Annotated in this window: 25 protein-coding genes; 6 read left to right on the top strand and 19 right to left on the bottom strand. The window is 62.9% G+C overall.

Annotated features, from left to right (window positions below; translation table 11 throughout):
• Positions 1-32 precede the first annotated feature (32 nt).
• The 4 genes from ACJ8J5_RS16615 to ACJ8J5_RS16600 are packed head-to-tail and all read right to left on the bottom strand — an operon-like array spanning position 33 to position 5,044.
• Entirely contained in the window at positions 33-1,889 is a 1,857-nt protein-coding gene (locus tag ACJ8J5_RS16615) for a M3 family metallopeptidase (protein ID WP_173889003.1), read from the bottom strand.
• 46 nt (positions 1,890-1,935) lie between these two features.
• Complete coding sequence (gene ybiB / locus ACJ8J5_RS16610) at positions 1,936-2,895, bottom strand: DNA-binding protein YbiB (RefSeq protein WP_414104873.1); 960 nt, start codon at positions 2,893-2,895, stop codon at positions 1,936-1,938.
• 38 nt (positions 2,896-2,933) lie between these two features.
• A complete protein-coding gene (locus ACJ8J5_RS16605) occupies positions 2,934-3,563 on the bottom strand; it encodes an FMN-binding negative transcriptional regulator (protein ID WP_197811178.1) in 630 nt (209 codons plus the stop codon).
• 56 nt (positions 3,564-3,619) lie between these two features.
• A complete protein-coding gene (locus ACJ8J5_RS16600) occupies positions 3,620-5,044 on the bottom strand; it encodes an MFS transporter (protein WP_197769730.1) in 1,425 nt (474 codons plus the stop codon).
• 99 nt (positions 5,045-5,143) lie between these two features.
• Here ACJ8J5_RS16600 and ACJ8J5_RS16595 point away from each other — a divergent pair, with 99 nt between their 5' ends.
• Complete coding sequence (locus ACJ8J5_RS16595; RefSeq protein ID WP_060447562.1) at positions 5,144-5,983, top strand: helix-turn-helix transcriptional regulator; 840 nt, start codon at positions 5,144-5,146, stop codon at positions 5,981-5,983.
• Here ACJ8J5_RS16595 and ACJ8J5_RS16590 read toward each other — a convergent pair.
• The 4 genes from ACJ8J5_RS16590 to prpB all read right to left on the bottom strand — a co-directional run bounded on the left by ACJ8J5_RS16590 (position 5,980) and on the right by prpB (position 10,278).
• Positions 5,980-6,609 carry a LysE family translocator gene (locus tag ACJ8J5_RS16590; protein ID WP_147822963.1) on the bottom strand — a complete coding sequence of 210 codons (630 nt, stop codon included), beginning with the start codon at positions 6,607-6,609 and terminating at the stop codon, positions 5,980-5,982. The genes ACJ8J5_RS16595 and ACJ8J5_RS16590 overlap by 4 nt on opposite strands.
• A 79-nt stretch (positions 6,610-6,688) precedes the next feature.
• Complete coding sequence (locus ACJ8J5_RS16585) at positions 6,689-8,140, bottom strand: bifunctional 2-methylcitrate dehydratase/aconitate hydratase (RefSeq protein WP_147823035.1); 1,452 nt, start codon at positions 8,138-8,140, stop codon at positions 6,689-6,691.
• A 50-nt stretch (positions 8,141-8,190) separates the two neighbouring features.
• Positions 8,191-9,354 carry a bifunctional 2-methylcitrate synthase/citrate synthase gene (prpC, locus tag ACJ8J5_RS16580; protein WP_089180679.1) on the bottom strand — a complete coding sequence of 388 codons (1,164 nt, stop codon included), beginning with the start codon at positions 9,352-9,354 and terminating at the stop codon, positions 8,191-8,193.
• A 33-nt stretch (positions 9,355-9,387) separates the two neighbouring features.
• A complete protein-coding gene (gene prpB, locus ACJ8J5_RS16575; protein WP_049203922.1) occupies positions 9,388-10,278 on the bottom strand; it encodes a methylisocitrate lyase in 891 nt (296 codons plus the stop codon).
• A gap of 245 nt (positions 10,279-10,523) precedes the next feature.
• Here prpB and prpR point away from each other — a divergent pair, with 245 nt between their 5' ends.
• Entirely contained in the window at positions 10,524-12,125 is a 1,602-nt protein-coding gene (gene prpR, locus ACJ8J5_RS16570; protein ID WP_025302066.1) for a propionate catabolism operon regulatory protein PrpR, read from the top strand.
• A gap of 3 nt (positions 12,126-12,128) precedes the next feature.
• Here prpR and ACJ8J5_RS16565 read toward each other — a convergent pair whose 3' ends face one another.
• Positions 12,129-13,037 carry a DMT family transporter gene (locus ACJ8J5_RS16565; RefSeq protein WP_261424008.1) on the bottom strand — a complete coding sequence of 303 codons (909 nt, stop codon included), beginning with the start codon at positions 13,035-13,037 and terminating at the stop codon, positions 12,129-12,131.
• A gap of 136 nt (positions 13,038-13,173) precedes the next feature.
• Between ACJ8J5_RS16565 and ACJ8J5_RS16560 the strand changes: the two genes are divergently transcribed.
• Positions 13,174-13,608, top strand: a complete 435-nt coding sequence (locus tag ACJ8J5_RS16560) for an Lrp/AsnC family transcriptional regulator (RefSeq protein ID WP_025302064.1) — start codon at positions 13,174-13,176, stop codon at positions 13,606-13,608.
• On the opposite strand, the gene dinG is transcribed toward ACJ8J5_RS16560, so the two are convergent.
• The 4 genes from dinG to ACJ8J5_RS16540 form a co-directional block, all read right to left on the bottom strand.
• The gene (gene dinG / locus ACJ8J5_RS16555; RefSeq protein ID WP_151429131.1) at positions 13,609-15,807 is read right to left on the bottom strand and encodes an ATP-dependent DNA helicase DinG; all 2,199 of its coding nucleotides are present in this window, start codon (positions 15,805-15,807) and stop codon (positions 13,609-13,611) included.
• Positions 15,808-15,873: 66 nt separating this feature from the next.
• Positions 15,874-16,266: a tautomerase family protein gene (locus ACJ8J5_RS16550; RefSeq protein ID WP_089180676.1), complete on the bottom strand. Its 393-nt coding sequence runs from the start codon at positions 16,264-16,266 to the stop codon at positions 15,874-15,876.
• Positions 16,256-16,588 carry a carboxymuconolactone decarboxylase family protein gene (locus tag ACJ8J5_RS16545; RefSeq protein WP_025302061.1) on the bottom strand — a complete coding sequence of 111 codons (333 nt, stop codon included), beginning with the start codon at positions 16,586-16,588 and terminating at the stop codon, positions 16,256-16,258. Before ACJ8J5_RS16545 ends, ACJ8J5_RS16550 begins: the two co-directional genes overlap by 11 nt.
• A gap of 124 nt (positions 16,589-16,712) precedes the next feature.
• Positions 16,713-17,369 (bottom strand): glutathione S-transferase family protein, encoded by a 657-nt coding sequence (locus ACJ8J5_RS16540; protein WP_025302060.1) that lies wholly within the window; start codon positions 17,367-17,369, stop codon positions 16,713-16,715.
• A gap of 241 nt (positions 17,370-17,610) precedes the next feature.
• Between ACJ8J5_RS16540 and ompC the strand changes: the two genes are divergently transcribed.
• From ompC to ACJ8J5_RS16525, 3 genes are all read left to right on the top strand, one after another.
• Positions 17,611-18,708, top strand: a complete 1,098-nt coding sequence (gene ompC, locus ACJ8J5_RS16535) for a porin OmpC (RefSeq protein WP_025302059.1) — start codon at positions 17,611-17,613, stop codon at positions 18,706-18,708.
• A 179-nt stretch (positions 18,709-18,887) separates the two neighbouring features.
• Positions 18,888-19,739, top strand: coding sequence for a GNAT family N-acetyltransferase (locus ACJ8J5_RS16530; RefSeq protein ID WP_043137039.1), 852 nt, complete (start codon positions 18,888-18,890; stop codon positions 19,737-19,739).
• 17 nt (positions 19,740-19,756) lie between these two features.
• On the top strand, positions 19,757-20,608 hold the full coding sequence (locus ACJ8J5_RS16525) for a 5'-nucleotidase, lipoprotein e(P4) family (protein WP_414104874.1): 852 nt from the start codon (positions 19,757-19,759) through the stop codon (positions 20,606-20,608).
• A 383-nt stretch (positions 20,609-20,991) separates the two neighbouring features.
• On the opposite strand, the gene ACJ8J5_RS16520 is transcribed toward ACJ8J5_RS16525, so the two are convergent.
• The 6 genes from ACJ8J5_RS16520 to ACJ8J5_RS16495 form a co-directional block, all read right to left on the bottom strand.
• Positions 20,992-21,375 carry a GNAT family N-acetyltransferase gene (locus ACJ8J5_RS16520; RefSeq protein WP_314727669.1) on the bottom strand — a complete coding sequence of 128 codons (384 nt, stop codon included), beginning with the start codon at positions 21,373-21,375 and terminating at the stop codon, positions 20,992-20,994.
• A 65-nt stretch (positions 21,376-21,440) separates the two neighbouring features.
• A complete protein-coding gene (locus ACJ8J5_RS16515; protein ID WP_043137032.1) occupies positions 21,441-21,959 on the bottom strand; it encodes a GNAT family N-acetyltransferase in 519 nt (172 codons plus the stop codon).
• A gap of 2 nt (positions 21,960-21,961) precedes the next feature.
• Positions 21,962-22,531 carry a helix-turn-helix domain-containing protein gene (locus tag ACJ8J5_RS16510; RefSeq protein ID WP_060432694.1) on the bottom strand — a complete coding sequence of 190 codons (570 nt, stop codon included), beginning with the start codon at positions 22,529-22,531 and terminating at the stop codon, positions 21,962-21,964.
• 70 nt (positions 22,532-22,601) lie between these two features.
• Positions 22,602-22,913 (bottom strand): AzlD domain-containing protein, encoded by a 312-nt coding sequence (locus tag ACJ8J5_RS16505; RefSeq protein ID WP_043137027.1) that lies wholly within the window; start codon positions 22,911-22,913, stop codon positions 22,602-22,604.
• Positions 22,910-23,620, bottom strand: a complete 711-nt coding sequence (locus tag ACJ8J5_RS16500) for an AzlC family ABC transporter permease (protein ID WP_043137025.1) — start codon at positions 23,618-23,620, stop codon at positions 22,910-22,912. The genes ACJ8J5_RS16505 and ACJ8J5_RS16500 overlap by 4 nt, the downstream gene beginning before the upstream one ends.
• Before the next feature lie 71 nt (positions 23,621-23,691).
• Positions 23,692-24,540: a helix-turn-helix transcriptional regulator gene (locus tag ACJ8J5_RS16495; protein WP_089180675.1), complete on the bottom strand. Its 849-nt coding sequence runs from the start codon at positions 24,538-24,540 to the stop codon at positions 23,692-23,694.
• Positions 24,541-24,564: the final 24 nt, after the last annotated feature.

The raw sequence follows: 24,564 nt of genomic DNA, 5'->3' as shown, positions 1-24,564 counted from the left end.
TCCACGCCGCGGCGTGGATTTTATTGTCAGCCTTAAGGCAAGCGCGCCTCTATCGCCGCAGCGAAGTCGCGGCACATCCGCTCGTCACCCTCGGCGTTGTCCGCCAATACCGTCTCGCCATCCACCACCCGGATGTGCGCCTGCAAATCGAAATCTGCCGGCGGCTGCGGGCGCTTGGCCGCGGCGGCCATCGTCTGCTGCGCCTCATGCCACGCCTGTGCCACCGTCTGGTTGCAGGCCTGCGCCAGATAGTCAGGATTAAACCCTTCGCCGGTCAGGCTGTGCAGCGTGTCGTCATGGCTGACGCTGTTGCCCGGCAACCAGTAGTGTTGCGCCAGATCCGGGCCAATGGCCGGGTTGTCCGTCAGGTAACCGTCGCGCTGCAGGAAGAAGTGACGGGTTTGCTCTACCGCCATCATCGCCAGCAGATAGCCCTGGTAGGAACAGGCGGATTCTAGCGACAGCAGGTGCGGGATCGCCAACGTCGGACGCGGGCTGCCGCTGATGCCGAGGATCTTTTGCTCGACCTCGCGCGCCAGCGCGGTAATGGCTTCCGGCGTGCGCTGCTCGTCATCCCACTGGTACAGCGCCCACTCGAAGTACGGCACCAGCAGGATGTGGCGTTCGTTGAACGCACGCATCGGCTGGCGCGCCGCGATGCCGGCCTCGATCAGCGCATCAGGCACCGCTTCGCCGGCGGCGTTTTTCGCATAGCGTTTCAGCCAGTCGGCGTCGTCCAGCAGGCTGTCGCAGAACATCGACTGGGTTTCGGCATAGGCCATCGAGGTCGGTGGGAACTCCTGCGAGAAGCACGGCGCATTCTGGCGAATGTTGGCGAAGTGCGCCGCGTGGCCGCCCTCGTGGAACAGGGTGTTGAGCCCGTAAGCGCCGCTGCCCACCTGCCCCGGCTGCGCCAGGCTGGTGAAGTTGATGCGCGCCGGCACCCATTCCCCCTGGCGCACAAACGGCGGCACCGGGCCGTGCATAAAGCCGTTCTCATACTTGCCTTTGCGCACCAGCAGATCGAGGTTCATCTCGGCGCCGCCAAAGCCGATGTGCAGGCGTTTGAAGCTGTCGACCCAGCGTTCCAGCGAACGAGAAAACGGGAAGTAAGGATCCAGTTGACGGGTGACGTCGCCGGCGCTGGCGAAGCGCACGTTCCACGGCTCCAGCGCCTGGCTGCCCTTGTCGGCCGCCAGCTGTTGCAGGCTGCGCGCGTTGGCCTCGCGGGTTTCCCGCTCGAAGCGATCCAGAATGGCGAACAGCTGCTCCGGCGTCATGCGCTCGGTTTTGTTCACCTTGTAGTCGAAATAGTTGCGATAACCCATCTGGCGCGCAAAGCGGTTGCGCAGGCCAATCAGCTCCGGCAGGCCGTTATGCAGCAGCCATTGCTCCAGGTCGCGCAGCGCCTGCTGCGAGCTGCGGCGGTAGTCTTCATTCGGGTTGGTCGCCTGGTTGGTCAGCAGCTCGCCGAGCGAGGCCGCCACCCGCTGGCCGTCGGCGTTCAGGTGCGTGACCTGATAGCCCTTGCGGCGCGAGTAGAGATCGGATTCGGCGTGGATGATCTGATCCAACAACGCCTGCGCCTGCGGATCTTCAATGGCGTTACAGTCGAAGAAACGCAGCCAACCTTGCAGGCCGTGGATCAGCGCATCGCGCTGCGCCTCCTGCGGCAGCGCTTCCAATCCGGCCAGCAGATTGCGGATCTCGGCCAGCCGGCGCGGTTCGGCGATAAAGCGCTTATAGGCGCTTTCCGCGGCGGAAAAGCGCGCCGACACGTCTTCACCGCCGGTGCCCATGTAGTTTTGCCAGAACAGCTCTTCTTTGGCGCGGTGAACGTCGAGGTAATCCTGGTTCAATTGATTGAAGTAATCGAGAGCCTGTTGCATAACCGTCCTTCTCAGCCGATGAGGAAATATCCCAGTATAGTCGCGCTTAGGCCTGACGCAGCCGCTGCAGCCCCTGCTCGAGCGTCTCGCTCTCGCCGGCGGCCACCAGGCAACAGGCGACCTGCCGCTGGATGGCCTGCGGGATCGCCACCTCGCCCGCCAGGCAGCGCTCGGTCCAGCGCGCGGTGGTTTCCGCGTCTTTCGCCGCCGGCAATGCCGGCGTTTCATCCTGCAAGGTGCGCTCCAGCAATACGCGCTGTTCGCCGCCGGCAATATAATGAATCTGCGGGCAGCGCAGCGGGTTGGCGTAGGCTTCGCCTTCGGTGCCGTGCATCAACAGCCCGCGGGCGCCGATCTGGCGGAAAAACGACGCCACCCGGCCAACATACTCCGGGTGAGAGACGCTGGCGAGGCGCAGCGCATCCTGTTCGCCGAACGGCGTCGCCAGCTTGGCCAGCGTATGGGCGCTGTTGCGCACCCCCATGCGCCAACGCAATCCGAGCTGCCGCGCCAGCGGCGCCGACAGCGCGGAAATCGGCATGAATACCGCCTCGCCGTTATCGAGGCGCTGCTGGGCATGAGCGGCCTGTTCCGACCACGGCAGCCCCAGGGCATGGAAAATCTCGGCGCTGGTCACGCGGGTGCTGTCGTCCAGAATACCGTGCACCACCACCGGCAGGCCCACTTTCGCCAGCAGCAGCGCCAGCAACGGCGTCAGGTTGGCCTGCTTGCGCGCGCCGTTGTAGCTCGGCAACACCACCGGCAGCGGCCGCCCCTGCGGCGCCTGCAGCGGCAAGACCTGCTGTTGCATCGCCTGGTAGAAGCCCAGCATCTCCTCTTCGGCTTCACCCTTGATGCGCAGCGCGATCAGAATGCCGCCCAGCTCCAGCTCGGGGACCTCTCCAGCCAGCATCGTCTGATACAGCTCAAAGGCGGTCTGCCGATCCAGATCGCGCGCATGATTTTTGCCGCGGCCTATTTCTTTGATAATTTTGGTGTAATCCATCCGAAGGTTCCCTCAGCTCACTCTTCGGTTAGCATACCCTATCCGCGCCGCCGCTCAACCTCCGCCGCCAACCGCCGCTGCGCGTCATCGCCCTCGCACAGCCCGGCGATCACCCCGCCGGCATCGTCGGCGCTGCGGTTTTGGCTCATCTTGCATTTGCCTTCGCGCCGGGTGACGGCGATCTCGATACCGACGATGCCTTTAAGCTGCGCGGCGATGTAGTTGGCCGGCGCATCATCGAGCCGCCAGGGCGCCGGGCGGCGCCCTTCCTGCTGCGCGGTCAGATCGATCAGTTGGCGGCGCAGCCAGGCCGGGTCGTCCATCACCGTCGGTACGCCATACAGCTGCACCACGCTGTAATTCCAGGTCGGCACCACCTTGCCGGTCTGGCGCTTGCTCGGGTACCAGCCGGGCGACACATAACCTTCCACGCCCTGAAAAATTACCAGGCATTCCGCCGCATGCTGCAGCCGCCGCCAGTGCGCGTTGGCACGCGACAGGTGCGCCCGCAGCCGGATTTGCCCCTGTTCGACATCGGCCAGAAACGGCAGCGGATCGGCCGTCAATCCCTGTTCGCCGTGGCTGACCAATAGCCCCAACGGGTGGGCGCGCACCAGCGCCAGTTGGGCATCCAGATCGTCTTCGCGAAATGCGGCGGGTTGAAACATCAGTGTGGCTCCTTACGCTCTCTCATGATGACGACAGTAAAGCACCTGCCGGCGGCCTACTTAAGATCCGCTTTCTGAGTATTTCGAGTGATCCGGTTTAACAACAGCAGGGCAATGCCCATCGCCACCAAATTACAGAGCATCGCGCCGGCAAAGGCCTGGGCATAGCGCTCCGCTGCGCCGCCGCTCGCCAACAGCGGCACAAAACCGACGCCGCTGACCACGATGCCCAGCGCGCCCCCCACCTGCTGCACCGTGGCAACCAGACCCGCCGCCATGCCCGCCTGCCGCTCCGGCGCCAAACCGAGCACCAGATTCAGCAGCGGCGTCATGCTCAGCGCCTGACCGAACCCCAGCACCACTAACCCCGGCAGCAGCCGCAGAGGGTGCGCCAGCGCCTCACCCCACAGCGCCTGCGCCATCAATAGCGCCAACCCGGCGGCGTAAATCGCCACGCCCACGCTCAGTACGCCATTACCCCAACGCAGCGCTAACCGGGGCGCCAGCATCGAGGCCAGCATGAAGGCCGCGCTGGCCGGGGCGAACAGGCTGCCCGCCTGAAAAGGCGTCAGCCCCGCCCCCGCCTGCAGCAGCAGTGCGAAACACAAGAAAAACGAGGAGGCGGTGGCATAAATCGCCAGCACCACCGCCATACCCGGTGCGAAGCCCGCCTGATGGAACAGCGCCGGATCGAGCACCGCATCATCACCGCGCTGCGCCAGACGGCGCTCCCAACGCAGGAAGCCCCACAGCGTCAGCATCGCTAACGCCAACATCGGCGCTATCCACCACGGCCAGCCGCGCGCCGGCCCCTCCAGCAGCGGCAGCAGCAACAGCGACAGGCCGGTCGCCGCCAGCCACAGGCCAACGCCGTCCAACCGCTGCGCCTGCGCCACCCGCGATTCGGGAATGCACCGCGCCGCCCACAGCGCCAGTGCGCCGATCGGCAAATTGATCAAAAAGATCATGCGCCAGCCGCTGCCGAACAGGTTAGCCTCGATGATAAATCCGCCGAGGATCTGGCCAAAGATCGCCGCCAACCCCAGCGTCATGCCCAGCCAGGCGAAAGCGCGCCGCCGCTGTTGCGGCGCGTACAGCACCCGCATCAAGGCGTAAATTTGCGGAAACAGCAACGCCGCCGTCGCCCCCTGCAGAATACGCGCGGCGATCAACAGGCTGAGCGATCCCGCCAACCCGCACAGCAGAGAACTCAGCGTGAATCCCAGCATGCCGAGGCTGAACAAGCGCCGACGCCCGAAGCGATCGCCCAAACGCCCACCGGCGATCAACAGCACCCCAAACGCCAGCTCATAACCGGCGACGATCAAACCGATCCCGGCGAAATCGGCGGCGAACTGCCGCTGGATCACCGGCGCCGCCACGTTGACCACGAACAGATCGAACACCGTGACGAACCCGCCCAACAGCAGCACCGGCAGGCCAGGCAGCCCTCGCCGCTCACGAGATAATGAATGTTCCATACCACCTCCAGAGATTATGATGGCCGCAGTATGGAACAGGGTTTAAACTGTTACTATATAGCCATTTATACTATTACTGACAGCAACAGGACGGCCGACATGCCCCCACGCACCCTCGAACGCACCCGCCACGAACTGGGGGATTTTCTGCGGCAAAAGCGAGAACAACTGTCACCAGAGTCAGTCGGCTTGCCAAGCGGCAGCCGCCGCCGCACGCCGGGATTGCGGCGCGAGGAGGTGGCGGCGCTGGCCGGCGTCGGCCTCACCTGGTACACCTGGCTGGAGCAAGGCAGGGAAATCAATGCGTCGGTGACGTTTTTGGAAAATCTGGCGCGGGTGCTGCAGCTCGACGCCGCCGGCCGCTACCACCTGTTCTTATTGGCGCATCAGCGCCCGCCGGTGCCGGTTGGGCATCAGTGGTGCCAGGTTTCGCCGTTGGTGCGGCGCCTGCTGGACGATTTGACGCTGCGGCCGGCCTACGTCATGAACCTGAGTTGGGACATCATCGCCTGGAATCCGGCGGCGCAGCGGCTGTTCGCCATCGGCGATCGCCCGGCGCAAGAACGCAACATGTTGTGGATGCTGTTTGCCGATCCGCAGCTCAATGCGCGCCTGCTGGAGTGGCGGGCGCAGGCGCCGCAAATCCTGGCCAGCTTCCGCCGCGACTACGCCCGTGCGCCGGAGGATGAGGTGATGCGCCAACGGGTACAGGCGCTGGAGCAGGTATCGCCGCAATTCCGCCAGCTCTGGCGGCAGCATGACATTCACGGACGTTGCCAGGGGCGGCGCAGCTTCATCGTCCCGGCAATCGGCCCGGTCACCTTTGACCACGCCTCTTTCATCGTCGACGAAGAGAACCACCTGCGGCTGGTGATGTACAGCGCGCTGCCGGACGAACCGGCCAGCGCGGCGTTTGAAGCGCTGCTGCGCGAGGGTTAGCGGCGGCTGTCGAAAATGAGCTTGCAGGCCAGCCCGGCAAATACGCCGCTCAGCAGGTAGTTCGGCCAGCGGGCGCTGAAGCGGCGGCCGGCGAAGCGGCTTTTCATGCGGCTGACCGCCAGGATCACCCCGCCGTTAATCAGCAACCCCACCAGATTCAGCACCGTCGCCAGCGCCAGCATCTGTACCACCACCGAGCCGGCACGCGGATCGATAAACTGGGGGAACAGCGCCAGCACGAACAGTGCCATTTTCGGGTTGAGGATGTTGGTGAACAGTCCCTGCCGGAAAATTCGCGCCGTCGGCACGGCCTGCAACCCGGCAGAAGCCTGCAGACTGCTGCCGGATCGCAGCGTTTTCCACGCCAGGTAGAGCAGATAGGCGGCGCCCAACATTCTCACCGCGTCGTAAGCCAGCGGCACCGCGACGAACAGTTGCGACAACCCCAGCGCCGCCGCCAGCGCGTGGCAGTATGTGCCGAGCTGAATGCCCGCCAGCGAAGCGAAACCGGCGCGCCGCCCCTGGCTGACGCTGCGCGAAGCGATCAGCAGCATATCCGGGCCGGGGGTCAGCGCCAGCGCCACGCAGGCACCGGAAAACAACAACAACGTTGCGGCATCAATCATGAATCACCTGATAAGAAGACGGACGGGGATGGAACGTCCATCATAGCGACGCCGACGTGGCTTGTCAGCGCCGCTCACCTCAGATCACCCACAAATCGAGATACTCGTTGACCGGCATCTGCGCCAGCCGCTGGCGGTCCAGCGACACCTCGAGAATGCGCTGCTGCTGCAGGGCTGGGAACTGGCGCGCCAGGTTGGTTTTGAACTTCTCGATCAGCAGCGGGATGCCCTCTTCGCGCCGCCGCGCATGGCCGATAGGATACTCCACCGCCACCTCATCCAGACGGCTGCCGTCGGCGAACTCCACCGTCAGCGCATTGGCGATCGAGCGCTTTTCCGGATCGTGATAATCGCGCGTGAAAGCGGGATCTTCATGGCAGTGGATCTTGCTACGCAATGCGTCGATACGCGGATCTTCGGCCACCCGGTCTTCGTAATCCGCCGCCGTCAGCCGGCCGAACAGCAATGGGATCGCCACCATATACTGAATGCAGTGATCGCGATCCGCCGGGTTATCCAGCGGCCCCTGCTTGTCGATAATGCGCAGGCAAGCCTCGTGGGTGCGGATGCTCACCCTGGCGATGTCGGCGGCGGTTTTGCCGGCGGCCTGCATCTGGCGGTGCAGCGTCATGGCCGCCTCCACGGCGGTCTGGGCATGGAACTCCGCCGGGAACGAAATTTTAAACAGCACGTTCTCCATCACATATGCGCCGTACGGCCGCTGGAAGCGGAAAGGTTTGCCGTTGAACGAGACGTCGTAGAATCCCCAGGTCGGTGCCGTCAGCGCCGAGGGGTAGCCCATTTCGCCGGTGGCGGCCATCAGCGCCAACCGCACCGCGCGGGCGGTCGCATCTCCCGCTGCCCAGGATTTGCGGGTGCCGGCGTTCGGCGCGTGGCGATAGGTACGCAGCGACTGCCCGTCCACCCACGCCAGCGACACCGCGTTCAGGATCGCCTCGCGGCTCAGGCCGAGCAGCTGCGCCACCACCGCGGTGGACGCCACCTTCACCAGCAGCACGTGATCCAACCCTACCCGGTTGAAGGCGTTTTCCAGCGCCAGGCAGCCCTGGATCTCATGCGCCTTGATCATGGCGATCAGCACCTGCCGCATGGTCAGCGGCGCTTTGCCTGCCGCCACCGCCTGGCGAGAGAGCCAATCGGCCACCGCCAGGATCCCGCCCAGGTTATCCGACGGGTGGCCCCACTCCGCCGCCAGCCAGGTGTCGTTGAAGTCGAGCCAGCGGATCATGGCGCCGATATTGAACGCCGCCTGCACCGGATCCAGCTGGAAACGGGTGCCCGGCACCCGGCTGCCGTTCAGCACCTCGGCGCCCGGCACCACCGGCCCCATCAGTTTCTTGCAGGCCGGGTAGCTCAGCGCCTCCAGCCCGCAGCCGAGGGTGTCGAGCAGGCAATAGTGAGCGGTGCGGTACGCCGCCGGGGTATCGACGGCCTCTTTCATCACATAATCGACGATATCGACCATTTCGCGATCGAACGGCGGACGGCGGGTATTGGCAGACTCAAGCATCATGATTCCCAAAGGCTCCAGAGTGAAAACGACACGATAACGACCGGCGCTCAGCGCTGATCCAGCGGTACGAAGGCTCGCGCTTCCGGCCCGGTATAGTTGGCGGACGGGCGAATGATTTTGTTGTCCTGCCGTTGCTCGATGATGTGCGCCGACCAGCCGCTGACGCGCGCCATGACGAACAGCGGCGTGAACATTTCGGTGGGCACCCCCAGCTGGTGGTAAGACACCGCCGAGAACCAGTCGAGGTTGGGGAACATGTTTTTGGTGTCGTGCATCACGCTTTCCAGCCGATCGGCGATGTCATACAGCTTCATCGCGCCCGCTTCCTGCGACAGGCGCAGTGCGATCTCTTTGATCACCTGATGGCGCGGATCGGAGACGGTGTACACCGGGTGCCCAAAGCCAATCACCACCTCTTTGTTGTCGATGCGGCGGCGAATGTCGGCTTCCGCTTCGTCCGGCGTTTCATAGCGTTGCTGGATCTCCAGCGACACCTCGTTGGCGCCGCCGTGCTTCGGCCCGCGCAGCGCGCCAATGGCGCCGACGATCGCCGAATAGACGTCGGATCCGGTGCCGGCGATCACCCGGCCGGCGAAGGTCGAGGCGTTGAACTCATGCTCGGCGTACAGGATCAATGACGCGTGCATCGCCTGTTCCCAGCTGGCGGAAGGCGCCTCGCCGTGCAGCAGGTGCAGGAAGTGGCCACCAATGGAATCGTCGTCGGTCTCCGGCTGAATACGTTCGCCGTTGTGGCTGTAGTGATACCAGTAGAGCAGCATCGATCCCAACGACGCCAGCAGCCGATCGGCAATGTCGCGCGCGCCGGCCGCGCCGTGCTGCTCTTTTTCCGGCAGCGTGCAGCCAAGGGCCGAAACGCCGGTGCGCATCACGTCCATCGGATGCGAAGCCGCCGGCAGCGCCTCCAGCACCGTGCGCACGCTGGCGGGCAGGCCGCGCAGCGCTTTGAGACGGTGTTTATAGGCCTGCAGCTCGTCGCGGTTGGGCAACTTGCCGTGGATCAGCAGATGGGCGACCTCTTCAAACTCGCAGTGGCGCGCGAGATCGAGGATGTCGTAACCGCGGTAGTGCAGATCGTTGCCGCTGCGCCCTACGGAACACAGCGCAGTATTTCCGGCGGGCACGCCGGATAACGCCACGGATTTTTTCGGCTTAACGCCAGTCGGGCTTTGCGGGGGGATCGCTTGGCTCATACTGTCCTCATTTGGCTTCTGCGTGAATGGCGCCTATTCGTCGCGTTGGCGAGCGAACAGAGCGTCGAGTTTCTCTTCGAACAAATAGTAGTTGATGCTTTCGTACAGCTCGTTGCGGGTCTGCATGGTGTCGATGACGCTTTTCTGCGTGCCCTCCTCGCGCAGGGCGCGGTACACCCGCTCCGCCGCCCGGTTCATCGCCCGAAAGGCCGACAGCGGATACAGCGCCATATCCACCCGAGCGCTGCGCAGCTCGTCGGTGGTGAACAGCGGCGTCGCGCCGAATTCGGTGATGTTGGCGAGGATCGGCACCTGCGTCGCTTCGGCGAAACGGCGGTACATGCCCAGTTCGGTGATCGCTTCCGGGAACAGCATGTCGGCCCCGGCCGCCACGTAAGCCTGAGCGCGCTCGATGGCCGCCTCCAGCCCCTCCACCGCCAGCGCGTCGGTGCGCGCCATGATCACGAAGTCCGGATCGCTGCGCGCATCTACCGCCGCCTTGATGCGATCCACCATCTCTTCGGTGGAGACGATGGCCTTATTGGGCCGATGGCCGCAGCGCTTGGCGCCGACCTGATCTTCGATATGCAGCGCCGCCGCCCCGGCCTTGCTCACCGAGCGCACCGTGCGGGCAACGTTAAACGCCGATGCGCCGAAACCGCTGTCGACATCCACCAGCAGCGGCAGCGGGCAGACGTCGGTGATGCGGCGAATATCGGTCAACACATCGTCCAGCGTCGAAATGCCCAGGTCCGGCAGCCCCAGCGAACCCGCCGCCACGCCGCCGCCGGAAAGATAGATGGCCTGGAACCCGGCCCGCTGGGCCAGCAGCGCATGGTTGGCGTTGATCGCGCCGGCGATTTGCAGGGGTTTCTCTTTATTCAGGGCCTGACGAAAGGCGAGCCCGGGTGAGCGCAGCGTCATGACGTTTTCTCCGATTAGCCAGATGAAACAGACAGAGCAAGGAGCGGGCCAGGTTTCACTTCGGTGAGGGGAAAAATTAAAAACGATAAAAATAAGTGAATTACAACATATTCAGCGCCATTGGCCTGGCAAAGGGATAAAAAACGTTTCAGTTAACGTTTCAATCGCGGTTTCAATCGGCATATTTGAAACATGACTGAAACAAGGCTACACCTAATGCAGCCACTTCCATTCGGTAACCCACCATGAGCGATCACATCACGCCATCCCGCGCGCCGGACAAACCGGTGATCTGGACTGTCTCCATCACCCGCCTGTTCGATCTGTTCCGGGACATCAGCCTCGAGTTCGACCATCTGGCGACCATCACCCCGATCCGTCTCGGCTTCGAGGAGGCGGTGCAGCACATCCGCGCACGCCTGGCTACCGAGCCTTGCGACGCCATCATCGCCGCCGGCTCCAACGGCGCCTACCTGAAAAGCCGCCTGTCGGTGCCGGTCATTTTGGTCAAGCCCGGCGGCTTCGACCTGCTGCAGGCGCTGAGCAAGGCGCGCAGAACCGCCGATCGGATCGGTGTCATCACCTATAAAACGCCCCTGCCCGCGCTGATGGAGTTCCAGCAAACCTTCGATCTGCCGCTGGAGCAGCGCAGTTACGTCACCGAAGAGGACGCGCGCGGCCAGATCGCCGAGCTGAAAGCCGCCGGTATTCAGGCGGTGGTCGGCGCCGGCCTCATCAGCGATCTGGCGGAAGAGGCCGGGCTCACCGCCATTTTTCTCTATTCCGCCGCCACCCTGCGCGCCGCCTTCAGCGATGCGCTGGACGTAACGCGCCTGATGCTGAGCGGCGGCAAACGCGGCGGCGATTACGCCGCACGCGATACCCTGCAGCCACGCTATGGGCTGGGCGATTTGCAGGGCGACTCCCCGCAGATGGAGCAGACCCGGCGCACCATCATGCTGTACGCCCGCTCGCCGGCGGCGGTATTAATTGAAGGAGAAACCGGCACTGGCAAAGAGCTGGCGGCGCAGGCAATCCACCGCGAATACTTTTCCCGGCGCGGCGCACCGTCCAGGGGGGCGACGCCGCCGTTCGTCGCCATCAACTGCGGCGCCATCGCCGAATCGCTGCTGGAGGCGGAACTGTTCGGCTATGAGGAAGGCGCCTTCACCGGATCACGGCGCGGCGGCCGGCGCGGGCTGCTGGAAACCGCCAACGGCGGCACTCTGTTTCTGGATGAGATCGGCGAAATGCCGCTGCACCTGCAAACGCGACTGCTGCGCGCGCTGGAAGAGAAAACTATCACCCGGGTGGGCGGGCAACAGCCGGTAACGGTCGACTTTCGCGTCATCAGCGCCACCCACACCCGCCTGGAGCAGGCGATTCAACGGGGCGGTTTTCGCGCCGATCTGTTTTATCGCCTGAGCGCCCTGCGGCTGCAGCTGCCGCCATTGCGGGCGCGCGGCGACGATATTGCGATGCTGGCGGAACACTTTCTGAAACAGTCGCTGGCGGCGCTCGATGTGCCGCTGACGGAGCCGCTGCGCACCGCCCTGGCCGGCTGTTACGCCGCGCTAAGCCATTACGCCTGGCCCGGCAACCTGCGCGAACTGCGCAACATGATGGAACGGGTAGCGCTGATGCTGAGCACCGGCGCAGCGCCGAGCGGTGAAACGCTGCAGTGGCTGTTGCCGGAGCTGGCGGCGGTCACGCCGCCCGAGACGCAGGCGGCGCCCATCTCCGCCCACGAAGCCCTGGCGCGGTGCGGGGGCGACCACGCCGCCGCCGCCCGGTTGCTCGGGATCAGCCGCACCACCTTATGGCGCCGGCTGAAAAAACCGAACTGAGCATCAGCCGGCGCGCCGGCCGTCCGAGGCCGGCAGCAGTCGCGCTCGCCGCTCGCCCAGCAGGTTCATGCCCGCCGCCGCCAGCAGGATGATCGCCGCGCCCAGCAGCTGCCATGCCGACAGCCGGTGGCCAAACGCCAGGCGATCCACCAACATGGCGGCGATCGGGTAGATAAACGACAGCGAGCCGATCAGGTTGGTGGGCAGCTTCTGCAGCGCACCGTACATCAACACGTACATCAGGCCGGTGTGCAACACGCCGAGCGTCGCCAGCATCCCCCACTGCCCAACGCTGGCCGAAACATGGAAATCCACCAGCGGCAACAGCATCACCGCCCCTACCGTCACCTGGATCAGCGCAATGAGATGCGGCGGCGTGCCCTTCAGCCGCTTGGCCGCCAGCGCCATCAGGGCGTAGAAAAACGCCGCGCCGAGCGCCAGCGCGATGCCAGCCAGATAATGGCTCTGCTCCCCCGCCTGCCGCGGCTGCGCCAGCACCACCAGCATCATGCCGCCGAACGCCAGCCCCAGCCACAGCAGCTTGCGGGCGGTCAGCCGTTCCCCCAAAAACAGCGCCCCCAGCCCCACCAGCATAAACGGCTGGGTGTTGTACACCGCGGTGGCGATGGAGATAGAGGCATAGGAATAGGCGGCGAACAGCAGCAGCCAGTTGATCACCAGCGCGACGCCGCCGGCGATCGCCAGCAGCAGCGTGGCGCGCGTCAGCGCATCGCGGCGCAGCTGGCCCAGCGCGCCGCACACCGCCAGCAGCACCAGCGCGCCTACCGCGCAGCGCCAAAACACCACGTTGATAACCGGCTGGCCGGACATCAACACAAACCAGCCGATAGAGCCGGAAATCAACATCGCCGCCGCCATCTCCAGCGATCCGCGTTTTATCTCTGCATTCATTCTGCGTTCCTCGAAGCTTGCCCAGAGACATAGCTTGCGGCTTCGCGGGGCGGCTTTCCATAGCATAAAAAAGGCAGATATGCTTAACTGCCTTTTTCTCGCAGCTATAATAAAGAAAACACCTAACGGAGGCGTTATGGATGATATCGATCGCCAAATCCTGACCATTCTGGCGGAAGATGCGCGTGCATCGTTGAAGACGCTGAGCGCGCAGGTGGGGCTGTCGTCGCCGAGCACGTCGGAAAGACTGCGGCGGCTGGAAGAAAGCGGCGTGATCCAGGGTTATACCCTGAACGTCAATCTGCAGGCGGTAGGCTATGCCTTCGAGTCGCTGGTGCGCATCAAGCCGCTGCCGGGCATGCTGAAGAAGGTCGAGCAGCTGATTCAGGCGATCCCGGAAGTGGTCGAATGCGATAAGGTGACCGGCGAAGACTGCTTTATCGTGCGGCTGGTGGCGCACTCGATGGAACAGCTCGACCATACCCTCGATCGGCTGGCCGAGCATGCGCAGAGCAACACCTCGATCGTGAAAACCACGCCGGTCAAGCGCCGCCTGCCGCCGCTGCTCTGATCAACGCCGCCGTTTGCGGGCGAACGGGTTGCCGCGCTTCTTCTCTTTTTTGGCCGCGTCGGCGGCGGATTTCAGCGCCGCCAGATGCGCCTTGTCGGCCTCCGGCACCGCGCGCTGCTCAATCGGGAACACCGGCAGCGACGCCAACAGCCGCGAACCGTAGTTTTTGGTCAACAGCCGGCGATCGTAGATCACGATCTCGCCGTAGCATTGGTTACTGCGGATCAGTCGGCCGACCTGCTGGATCAGGTTGAACGAGGCGCTCGGCAGGCTCTGCACTTCGAACGGATAGCGCTTCAGTGATTTCAGCCACTCGCCTTCGGTGATGATCACCGGGCTGTCGATCGGCGGGAACGCGATTTTGTGAATATGCACCTGGGTCAGCAGTTCGCCTTTCAGATCCAGCCCTTCGGCGAACGATTGCAGCCCCACCAGCACGCTGGCGACGCCCTTCTCCACCCGCTTGCGGTGCTCTTCCACCAGCCGGTAGCGCGGCTGGTCGCCCTGCACCAGCAGCATCAGCCGCAGATCGGTCACGTAGCTGAGGAAAGTCTGCATCGCCCGGTGGCTGCTGAACAGGATCAGCATGCCTTTGTGCTTGCCGCTCGCCTGCTCGGCGCGGAAAAACCGCGCCATCTCCTCGAGGTGCTCCGCCTCGTTGGCGATCGCCGGTTCATAGCGCATCTGCGGAATGACAATCTTGCCCTGTTCGACGTGATTGAACGGCGAAGAGAGCGTTTCGAAGCGATCGCCGGCCTTCTCGCTCAGCCCGCTCATCTCCTGCAAACGCGCGAAGCTGTTCAGTGAACGCAGCGTGGCCGAGGTGACCACCACGTGCGGCACCTTGCGCCACAGCAGCTTCTCCAGCTGGTCGCTGACGCGGATGCCGACGCAGTGCAAATACAGATGGGTAACGTTATCGCGCAGCTCGCGCGTGACCCATTTGGAGATCGGCGCGTTGGACGACTTGTCGAGCGCCGCCAGCCGCCACAGCTTGCTCATCGCCTCCAGATAGCCCAGCGTGCGGCTCATCTGAATGATCGCGCGATGCAGACGCACGATGTCGTGCTTGCCGGTCTGCTCGGTAAGATCGTTAAGCACGAACTCCGCCAGCCCCCGTAATGCATCGGTCAGTTTAAACAGCCGCGCGCAGCTCTCCACCATCTCCGCGGGCAGCTCGCCCATTTCAAAACGGTGCTCGGCCGCCACGCTATCGCCGGGCAGGTAGGCGCTGACCTGATGCTCGAAGATCTGCACCAGCTCGCGCAGCTCTTCGCAATGATTTTTCAGCCGTTCGCTGTTGGCCAGCCCCGGCGGATTTTTCGGCCGGTACTGCGTCATGCACTGCTCGACCTGACGCACGATCATATCCAGCTGCAGGTTGGTCGACAGCGCGGTGATTTCCCCGTCGATCTCCAGCGCGTCGCGCGCCACCTCAGGCAAATGATGGCCTTCGTCCAGCACCAGCAGCAATTCTTTCGGGTTCGGCAGCACCGATTCCGTCTCCAGCGCCGCCATCACCAGCGCGTGGTTGGCCACCACCACGTCGGCGCTCTCGATCTCTTTGCGGGCAATATAGAACGGGCATTCGCGAATGTAGTGGCAGTTGCGCCCCAGGCAGTTGGCCTTGTCGGTGCTCAGCTTGGCCCACAGCGGATCGTCGATGCTCTGCTGATAGTGATCGCGCAGCCCGTCCCACTCGAAGCGAGCCAACGCCTTGGTCAGTTTCTGGCACAGCGCCTGCTCTTCGCCGCTGGACGGCGCCAGTTCGTCGTCGAGGAACAGCGTCAGATCGCCCTGTTGACTGACGTCGGTGCTCATCGCCGCCAGGTTACGCGGGCAGACGTAACGCCCGCGGCCAAAGGCACCGGTAAATTTCAGATCGGGGATAATCTTCTTCAGCAGCGGCAAATCTTTGCTGTAGATCTGGTCCTGTAGCGCCACGTTGGCGGTGCTCACCACCAGCGGCTTGCTCTCCGCCCGCCCGACGGCGATGCCCGGGATCAGATAAGACAGCGTTTTACCGACGCCGGTCGGCGCCTCGATCGCCAGATGGCGCGGGTAGTCACCGGCCAACGTCTTCGCCACCTCGGCGATCATCTGACGCTGGGGCGCGCGGGAAATGAAATCCGGTATTTGCTGCTGCAGGGCTTTGTACCACTGGCCAATCTGATCTTTAACTGCGGAGGAGAGCGCCATTCAACTCTTATCTAAACGAAATGATGGCGCTATTGTCCCACAGACCGCCGGCGACGTCAGCCCGAGTTACGCCTGCGGATCGATCATCGAGGCGCGACCACCGCCGAACGACCACTCGTCCAACTGGGTGGTGGCGATCACCACCATCACATCCTCGGGGTTCAGCCGCAGCTTTTCCATCAGCAACGCCGCCAGCCGTCGGTAGAAACGCCGCTTGGTGTCGCTGTCGCGCGGCCGCCCGGCGGTGATGTAAAACAGCACGAAATCCGCGCTGCGCGGCCCGCCGAGATAGTCGCGATCGTAGATAAGCTCACCGGGGCGGTATTGATCGAACACCTGAAATTTGTCCGCCGGCGGCACCTCGAACGCCTCCACCAGCGCCTGATGCAGGCTGTCGGACAAGGTTTGCAGGTAGTCGGCGGATTTGCCCTGATGCAGGGCGATGCGGCTAAACGGCATGGGGCGCCTCCGGTTCCAGCTCGCGCAGGCGCGCCACGGCCGATGCCGCTGCAGGCCAGCCGGCGTAGAACGCCAGATGGGTGATGAGCTCGGCCAGTTGCTGACGCGCCACGCCGTTGCGCTGCGCCAGCTGCAGGTGAAACGGCAGCTGTTCCACGCGGTTGAGCGCCACCAGCGCGGCGACGGTGATCAGGCTGCGCTCGCGCGGGCTCAGCTCTGGCCGCTGCCAGACATCGTCAAACAATATGTTGTCGCTGAGCTGCGCCAGCTTGGGGGCAATATCGCCGAACGCCTGTTGCCCGGCCTGGGATTCTGATGGCATCACACTCTCCTGTCAGTTGCGGATAGCCTTACGCTACCCGCCGCCGCAGCGAGTGAAAATCGGGATTTTCGGCAGTATCGATTCAGAAAAACGGGAGGGTTCCCCGCCGGGCGGCGGGGAGGTTTCACGATTCCAGTGGGGCAACGCCGTCGAAATGGGCGCTCAGCAACGCATTCAGCTCCGGCCGCTGCTCTACCCGTTCGGCGATGGCGTACAGCCGCGGGCAGTGCTGCCGGAACCATGCGCGGCCCGGCCGCCAGTTGCACATCACCGCCACGTACAGATCCAACGCGCTGAAGCTCTTGCCGAGAAACCACGGGCCCGCTGCGCCGGCGGCGGCGTTCAGCTGCTGCAATAAACGCTCGCGATAATCCATCACCGCATTTTTCAGCTGCTCCGCCCCCGCCGCCTGCGGCTGCCAGCGCTGCGGATGGTCGGCATAGGTGAAGGTGGGGTAAATCTCCGCGTTAATGAACAGCAGCCAGCGCAGAAAACGCGGCAACAGCGGCGAGCCGCCGGGCGGCGCCAGTTCAGCATGCGGTGCGCGATCGTGCAGCAGCAGGATAATCGCCGCGCTCTCCGTCATCACTTCGTCATTGGGCAACACCAAGGTAGGCACCTGGCCCAGCGGGTTTAGCGCCAGCAGGCGATCGCGCTCCGGGCCGTCCTGCGTGTAGTCCACCTCCTCATAGCCCCAGGGGAACGCGGTCAACGCCAACGCGGCGGCCACGATCGTCGAACCGCAACCCTGCGTGCCGAACAAAGTATAAGTATCGTGCATGATTCCTCCCGCAGCGGAACAAGGTATCGATAACTGTAGACCAGCCGCCGACCGTCGGCTGAAGAAAAAATTCACCCTTTGCGCGACTTTTTTAATCGTTCGACATGAAAATGAATTTTTTGTCATAAATGGATCACATTACTACGGTAAAAATTCTCCGCCGCCAACAATCAGGCGGCACAGTGAAACAGCAATGCAACTGATGATAAGCGTCTTTCAATCGAATAAAGCAGGGTAACCCATGAAACGTAATCTTCTGGCCGTTATTATTCCGGCACTTTTACTTGCGCAAGCGGCACAGGCAGCAGAAATCTACAATAAAGACGGCAACAAGCTCGATTTTTACGGCCGTGTAAAAGCCCTGCATTATTTCTCCGATGATGCCGGCAACGACGGTGATAAAACTTACGTCCGTATCGGCTTTAAAGGCGCGACTCAGATTAACGATATGCTGACCGGCTACGGCCAGTGGGAATATCAGATCGCCGCCAACCATACTGAATCCGACGGCACTAAAGACACCAAAACGCGTCTGGGCTTCGCCGGTCTGAAATATAAGGATCTCGGCTCCTTCGACTACGGCCGCAACTACGGCATCATTTACGACGTCGGCGCCTGGACGGATATGATCCCTGAATTCGGCGACGATGCTTATATCAAGACCGACAACTTCATGAACGGCCGCACCAACGGCGTCGCCACCTACCGTAATAACAACTTCTTCGGTCTGGTTGACGGCCTGAAATTTGCCGTGCAGTACCAGGGCAAGAACGAAAACGACGGCCGCTCCGCCAGCAAGGCGAACGGCGACGGTTGGGGCCTCTCCTCCAGCTACGAAATCATCGACGGCCTGAGCGTGGGTGCCGCCTATGCCTCTTCCAACCGCACCGCCACGCAAAAAGCGGGCACCTTCGGTAAAGGCGACAAGGCCGATATCTGGGCCGGTGGTCTGAAATACGACAACAACAACGTCTACCTGGCCGCGACTTATTCGCAGAGCCGCAATATTGCGCCTATTTCCGGCACCGCCACCATCAATAACAATTCGACTTCCGTTAGCGGCTTCGCCAATAAAGCGGAAGGGATTGAATTGGTCGCGCAATATCAGTTCGACTTCGGTCTGCGCCCATCGCTGGGTTACGTTCAGCAGAAAGGCAAAGATATTGAAGGCATCGGCGATGTCGATCTGGTTAAATATTTCGACGTGGCGGCGACCTATTACTTCAACAAAAACATGTCCACTTATGTCGAATATAAAATCAACCAGCTCGATGACGACAACAAGCTGGGCCTGAAAAACGACGACGTCGTTGTTCTCGCCCTGACCTACCAGTTCTGATGTGATGAATGAATAACCACCACTGCAAACTTTAGCGTCACTTGATACCCAGAGTTTTATTTCGCCGGGCGGCTGCGTCCGGCTTTTTTGTTTTTATTTTCCCCGCCAACGAATCCCCCCGCTTGCCTTGCAAAACAAACGGGTCTACATGTATAGCTTTCCCCCGAGCGGAATCAGCCATGCACAACGACGGACGCTTCGACTTCCACAACGCCGTGCGCTACAGCAGCGACGAGCTGGCCAATATCCTCACCCACTGTTTTGAAAACTACATTGTACGCTTCGTGCTCGACGGGCCGGCCTTCGCCGCCCGCTTCGGCGCCGAAGACCTCAGCCTGAACGACAGCCTGATCGTCACCCATCGCCAGGAACCGGTGGCGGTGGCGCTGATCGCCCGTCGCGGCCGACACAGCCGGGTCGCGGCCTTTTCCATACGCCCCGAGATGCGCGGTCAGGGGCTGGGTAAGGCGCTGATGCAGCGGGTGGTGGCGGATGCCCGTCAGCGCGGCGACCATCGGCTGTCGCTGGAAGTGATCGAAGGCAACGAAGCCGCGCTGGCGCTGTACCATCGCGCCGGGCTGCGCATCGTGCGCACCCTGACCGGCCACCAGGCGCCGGCGGAAGTGCCGCCAGGCACGGCGGTGCTGCAGGCGGTCGATCCGTTGACCGTCAGCCATCGCCTGACGGCGGAAGGCGCCACCGACCTGCCCTGGCTGATTGCCCCCGAATCGCTGTTCAAGCTGCCGGGCACACCGCGAGCCTATACGCTCAATCGTCAGGCCTACGCCGTGGTGATGCCCGGCGCCGAGCACTGCTGGCTGCGCCTGATCTACGTGCCCCCGCAGCACCGCGGTCAGGGGCATGCCCGCGCCTTGCTAGCCGCCCTGCAAGCGCAGTTCGCCCCTTTGCCGCTGACCGCCAACGTCTTTGTGCCCGAGGTGGCCGCCCCCTTCTTTACGCATCTTGGCTGGCGTCAGGAGCCCCTGCGCCAGTTCGAGATGGATATGCTGCTGGACAGCCCACAAGACTAAAACCGAGAGAGAGAACGATGGCAGGAAAACAGGCAAGGAAACTCACCCTTGGCGCGGCAGTTGGCGTCGCGCTGCTGACGCTGGCCGGTTGCGCGCAGCCGCCGCATACCGACGCTCAGGCCCAGCAGCGGCTGGCGGATCAGTCGGTGCTGGCGGTGAACTGGTTCCAACAGTCCGGTGAATACCAGGCGCTGGCGCATCAGGCGTTCAACAGCGCGCAGCGCGCCTTCGATCAGGCCAAGGCCGCACCGGGCCGCAAAAAGGCGGTGGTGGTCGATCTGGATGAAACCCTGCTGGACAACAGCGCCTACTCCGGCTGGCAGGCGCAGCAGGGCCAGCCGTACGACGGCACCACCTGGGCCCAGTGGACGCAGGCCGAACAGGCCGGCGCGGTGCCGGGTGCCGTGTCGTTCGCCCGCTACGTTAACGCTCATCAGGGAACAATGTTCTACGTCTCGAACCGCAAGCAGAGCGAATACGCCGCCACGGTGGCCAACATGCAGAAGCTCGGATTCACCGGCATGTCGGAAAAAACCGTGCTGCTCAGCACTGATACCTCCAATAAGCAGGCGCGCTTCGACGCCATCAAACAAGCCGGCTATGACATCGTGGTGTACGCAGGCGACAACCTGAACGACTTCGGCGCCGCGACTTACCACCAGGACAATGCGCAGCGCCGGGCGTTCGTCAGCGAGAATCAGGGCAAGTTCGGCACCGAATTCATCGTGCTGCCCAACCCGCTGTACGGCGATTGGGAAAGCGGCCTGGCCCGCGACTACAACAAGCTGACGCCACAGCAGAAGCTGCAGGTGCGACAGCAGAAGCTGCAGGTGCGCCAACAGGCAATCAAAGCCTGGCACGGGCGCTGATTCAGGAATAGGGAGGAATGCTCCATAAACCTAATATTTTGTCAAAAAAGGATTAACGGCGCATGCCGCCGAACCAATGGGGACGTTAGTTCGGCGGCATGAACATGAAGAAATGCGTATGCTCAAATTTTGGGTTGTGGGTATCAGAAATGTGAGAAATCGGTATCGGCACCGCCCTGTGAGCCAATCCAACAACGCTTCCCGGTGAAACGAGTTCTTTCACTCTCCTTTCAGCAATATCAGAGAAGTTCGTCCCTTAACTCTCTCGATTTTAACCGCCCGAAAACCGTAGCGGCATCCGCTTTTTGATTTAATCTGGCCGTAACCTAAGCAGCAAAGCACGGCTCTTCAATGTCAAATGGCTATAGGGATTTGCAACATCATTACAGAACTTTTTCGAAACAGACCGCCTGCGCGTTACCTCGATAACGGCCATAGTTCTCGCGTACCCGATACCCCTGAGCCAGATAAAATTTGATGGCACGCAGGTTGACTCTTCGGGTTTCCAGCCACAGTTGTCGATACCCCAACCATCGAGCCTGCTGTTCCAGAGCATGCAATAATTTACGACCAATACCATTGCCAGGCTCACGTACATACATTCGTTTTAACTCTGCAACGCCCGACGTTAATCGACGCAGCGCTCCACAAGCTACGGCTTCATCGGCAGCATTGCGTACCAACATAAAACAACCTCCATCCGCTTCTATAGAAGCAGGATCAAACGAGGATGTACCGCTATCGCCGGTGATCTCAGCCAGTTGCACCGACAATTCCGCCATCAGTGCCAATGCGTCTGGGCTATCGACTTCACTTAATAGTATCCGAAGCCTCACAGCAGTTTGTACATATAGCAGGTGGCCTCCAACGCCCCGCCATCGCTGGCGCGGGCGTATTGCGGGATATCGCCCGCCGCCTCGAACCCCAATTGACGGTACAATCCCTGCGCCGCGCTGCCGCTCAGGGTGTCCAGCACCAACAGGCTGCGCCGATGACGCGCCGCCAGCGCCTGCACTTCCTGCATCAACAGCCGGGCGATGCCCTGCCGCCGCGCCTGCGGATGCACCATCAGCTTGACCACTTCCGCCCGGTGACGGCCGTTGTCCGGCATCGCCAACAGCAGTTGCACGGTGCCGACCGGCCGACCGTTCTCGAGCGCCACCAGCATCGCACGCTCTCCCCGCACCAGGGCCGGCAGCAGCCCCAGCCAAAACGCCTGCGCCTGTTCCAACGTAAAGGGCATGACAAAACCGATGCTGGCGCCGTGCGCCACGCTGGCGTGCAGCATCTCGGCCAACTCGGCCATGGCACTTTGCGCCGCATCGGCGTCCCACTGTTGCAATTCAATCATGGCTATGGCCTGCAGATAACGAGCGTGTAATGGGCCGGCTCATCGCCGGGGACATGGAAACGGGAGGCGCCGAACAGGCGGTAGCGCAGGCAGTCGCCGGGCGACAGCCGGAAAACGCGCCCTTCCAGGGTCAATTCCAGCTGCCCGGACAACAGCCAGAGGTGATGCTCCAGCGCTGGAATCGACGGCAGGTCGTAATCGATCTGCGCGCCGGCATCCAGCCGGGCTTCGATAAACTCGGCCTTATACAATGCGCCGGGCGGGGAAACGGAGCGACGGTGAAAACCGCTGGCCCGATCGACCCACACCGGCTGTTGCGGCGGCCGCAGCAGCTCCGGCGGTTCGTCTTCGATTTCGCTCAGCAGGCGCGACATGGTCAACCCGTAGGCGGCGCACAGCCGGTTCAGCAGCGACGCCGTCGGGCTGGTTTCGGCGCGCTCCACCCGCGAGAGCGTCGCCCGGCTAAGGCCGGTGCGCTGCGCCAACTCCTCCAGCGACCACGCCCGCTGCTGGCGCAAATCCGCCAGCCGCTGCGCCAACCTCAGGTCGGCCGTCTCCAAACCATTATCCACCGCTCATACCTCGCCTAAAAAATCTCATAAAAGAGAAATAATCTCAAATTAGAGATATGGCAAGCGAATTTTAAAAAATGCCGCGCAGCGCGATGAAAATCAGCATGCTCAGCAACACCACCGCCAGCATATTGCGTAGAAAGAACGCCAGTATCACCGCAAACACCGCCCCCCACAGGTAAGGGTTATCCGGCGCGGCGCGCAGCTGGTCGCCGCTGAAGGCGACAATCGGCCCGCAGATCGCCGTCAGCACCGCCGGCACGGAAAAGCTCAGCAGGGTTTTAACGCGCGGCGACAGACGCAGCGGCAACCCGGGCGCCAGAAAACAGTAGCGGTTGAAAAACACCACCAGCCCCATCAAAACGATCGTCAGCCAGATCATCGGCGCCCCCCGCTGCACAGCAGCCCGACCAGCATCGCCGCCACGGTGGCGATCACCAATGCGCCCGGCGTCTGGAAATGGTGCAACACGATGGAAAGCAGCAGCGCGGTCAGCACGCAGGCCAACACCGGCAGGCTGCGCACCAGCGGCACCACGATGGCGATAAAGGTGGCGGCGATGGAGAAATCCAACCCGTAACCGTCCAGATCGCCGGCGCTGCCGGCGGCCACGATGCCAAGCAGCGTGGAGAGAAACCAGCACAGGTAAAAGGTCAGCCCGGCGCCCAGCGCATACCAGCGGTTGAAACGCGCCGGCGTCTGTTCGCCGGTCAGCGCGAACAGTTCATCGGTGAGCAAGAATCCCAGCGCCAGCCGCCAGCGCAACGGCAGCGGCGCGATACGCTCCCGCAGCCGCAGCGCGTAAAGAAAATGCTGGGCGGTGACGAAAAAGGTCGACAGCAGGATCGCCAGCAGCCCGGCGCTGCCCTTGATCATGCCCATCGCCACCAGCTGCGACGCTCCGGCGAACACGATGGCCGACATGCCCAGCCCCTGCGCCGGCGTCAGGCCGCTTTGCAGGGCCATCGAGCCCGCCAGTACTCCCCACGGCACCACCGCCAGGCACAGCGGCAAGATAGCCACCCCGCCCTGCAGCGCGGGGCGCAGGCGGGCGGAGGGCGGCGTGATGAGGGGGATTGAATCAGTCATGGGCTTCTCCTTGAGTTGAAGAAGCCAGCTTACGGCGCAGGCGTACACGGGTATTGCACCCGATTGCCCGGCTATTTCAGCGATTTGACGTAGTCGCCCGGCGTGACGCCCATCGACTTGCGAAAATGGCGGTGGAAATGGCTTTGATCGTGAAAGCCGCAGCTCAACGCACTGTCCAGCACGCTGTTGCCGGCCTTCAGCATGCCGCGCGCCTTGCGCAGCCGCGCCTGAATTTGATAGGCGTGCGGCGGCAGGCCGGTGGCCTGCTGAAACTGCCGCAGCAGGTAATAAGGACTGAGCGCCACGCGATCCGCCAGCTCCAGCAGCGAAATGTCCGCCTCGGGGAAATCGTCGAGAAAGGCTTTCACCCGCGCCACTTGGCTTTGCGCCCGGCTCTGCGGCGCAGGATCGATACGGCTTTTGCCGTGCCGCAGCATCAGCCAGGTCAGCGCCGAGAACACCATGGTCTCCTTCATCAGCCGGTTCTCATCGCTGCGCAGCAGGCTGAACGCCATGCGCAACTGGCCAGCCAGGCCGACGTCGTGCACCACCGGGTTGGGAAAATAAGGCGTCGCGCCGGCGCCGGTTTTCAGATCGCGCGATAAAAAGGCCAGTAGCTCCGGCGTCGGGTACATCGCCTGATACGACCAGCCCTCTTCGGTGGCGGAACTGCCAGTATGAATATCGTCGGCGTTGACCAGAATGATGCTGCCCAGCGGCGCCACGTGTTCGCCGCCGGTGCGGTAGAAGCGCTGGGCGCCATCGTCGATGACGCCCACGCAGAAGCCTTCATGGCTGTGGCGCGAGAAGGTTTGGCGGCGGTAGGTGGCCTGCAGCACTTCCAGCCCGCCAAGATCGTCGACGTGCATAAAATGAGCCTGCTCCCGGGATGCTTTGCGCGCTATGCCTTCCGCCTTCATCTTGCCTACCTCCGCTGAATGAGA

It is taken from the genome of Serratia sp. CY43202 (assembly GCF_052168755.1).
GTDB classification, from domain to species: domain Bacteria; phylum Pseudomonadota; class Gammaproteobacteria; order Enterobacterales; family Enterobacteriaceae; genus Serratia; species Serratia bockelmannii.
The sequence above is the reverse complement of the archived record's forward strand: the minus strand, read 5'-3'. Positions and strand labels throughout refer to the sequence as shown.

Excerpts from the sequence above, each read along its gene's own strand:
- ACJ8J5_RS16615 (WP_173889003.1), bottom strand. The coding sequence starts at position 1,889 with ATGCAACAGGCTCTCGATTACTTCAATCAATTGAACCAGGATTACCTC.
- ybiB (WP_414104873.1), bottom strand. The coding sequence starts at position 2,895 with ATGGATTACACCAAAATTATCAAAGAAATAGGCCGCGGCAAAAATCAT.
- ACJ8J5_RS16605 (WP_197811178.1), bottom strand. The coding sequence starts at position 3,563 with ATGTTTCAACCCGCCGCATTTCGCGAAGACGATCTGGATGCCCAACTG.
- ACJ8J5_RS16600 (WP_197769730.1), bottom strand. The coding sequence starts at position 5,044 with ATGGAACATTCATTATCTCGTGAGCGGCGAGGGCTGCCTGGCCTGCCG.
- ACJ8J5_RS16595 (WP_060447562.1), top strand. The coding sequence starts at position 5,144 with ATGCCCCCACGCACCCTCGAACGCACCCGCCACGAACTGGGGGATTTT.
- ACJ8J5_RS16590 (WP_147822963.1), bottom strand. The coding sequence starts at position 6,609 with ATGATTGATGCCGCAACGTTGTTGTTGTTTTCCGGTGCCTGCGTGGCG.
- ACJ8J5_RS16585 (WP_147823035.1), bottom strand. The coding sequence starts at position 8,140 with ATGCTTGAGTCTGCCAATACCCGCCGTCCGCCGTTCGATCGCGAAATG.
- prpC (WP_089180679.1), bottom strand. The coding sequence starts at position 9,354 with ATGAGCCAAGCGATCCCCCCGCAAAGCCCGACTGGCGTTAAGCCGAAA.
- prpB (WP_049203922.1), bottom strand. The coding sequence starts at position 10,278 with ATGACGCTGCGCTCACCCGGGCTCGCCTTTCGTCAGGCCCTGAATAAA.
- prpR (WP_025302066.1), top strand. The coding sequence starts at position 10,524 with ATGAGCGATCACATCACGCCATCCCGCGCGCCGGACAAACCGGTGATC.
- ACJ8J5_RS16565 (WP_261424008.1), bottom strand. The coding sequence starts at position 13,037 with ATGAATGCAGAGATAAAACGCGGATCGCTGGAGATGGCGGCGGCGATG.
- ACJ8J5_RS16560 (WP_025302064.1), top strand. The coding sequence starts at position 13,174 with ATGGATGATATCGATCGCCAAATCCTGACCATTCTGGCGGAAGATGCG.
- dinG (WP_151429131.1), bottom strand. The coding sequence starts at position 15,807 with ATGGCGCTCTCCTCCGCAGTTAAAGATCAGATTGGCCAGTGGTACAAA.
- ACJ8J5_RS16550 (WP_089180676.1), bottom strand. The coding sequence starts at position 16,266 with ATGCCGTTTAGCCGCATCGCCCTGCATCAGGGCAAATCCGCCGACTAC.
- ACJ8J5_RS16545 (WP_025302061.1), bottom strand. The coding sequence starts at position 16,588 with ATGCCATCAGAATCCCAGGCCGGGCAACAGGCGTTCGGCGATATTGCC.
- ACJ8J5_RS16540 (WP_025302060.1), bottom strand. The coding sequence starts at position 17,369 with ATGCACGATACTTATACTTTGTTCGGCACGCAGGGTTGCGGTTCGACG.
- ompC (WP_025302059.1), top strand. The coding sequence starts at position 17,611 with ATGAAACGTAATCTTCTGGCCGTTATTATTCCGGCACTTTTACTTGCG.
- ACJ8J5_RS16530 (WP_043137039.1), top strand. The coding sequence starts at position 18,888 with ATGCACAACGACGGACGCTTCGACTTCCACAACGCCGTGCGCTACAGC.
- ACJ8J5_RS16525 (WP_414104874.1), top strand. The coding sequence starts at position 19,757 with ATGGCAGGAAAACAGGCAAGGAAACTCACCCTTGGCGCGGCAGTTGGC.
- ACJ8J5_RS16515 (WP_043137032.1), bottom strand. The coding sequence starts at position 21,959 with ATGATTGAATTGCAACAGTGGGACGCCGATGCGGCGCAAAGTGCCATG.
- ACJ8J5_RS16505 (WP_043137027.1), bottom strand. The coding sequence starts at position 22,913 with ATGATCTGGCTGACGATCGTTTTGATGGGGCTGGTGGTGTTTTTCAAC.
- ACJ8J5_RS16500 (WP_043137025.1), bottom strand. The coding sequence starts at position 23,620 with ATGACTGATTCAATCCCCCTCATCACGCCGCCCTCCGCCCGCCTGCGC.
- ACJ8J5_RS16495 (WP_089180675.1), bottom strand. The coding sequence starts at position 24,540 with ATGAAGGCGGAAGGCATAGCGCGCAAAGCATCCCGGGAGCAGGCTCAT.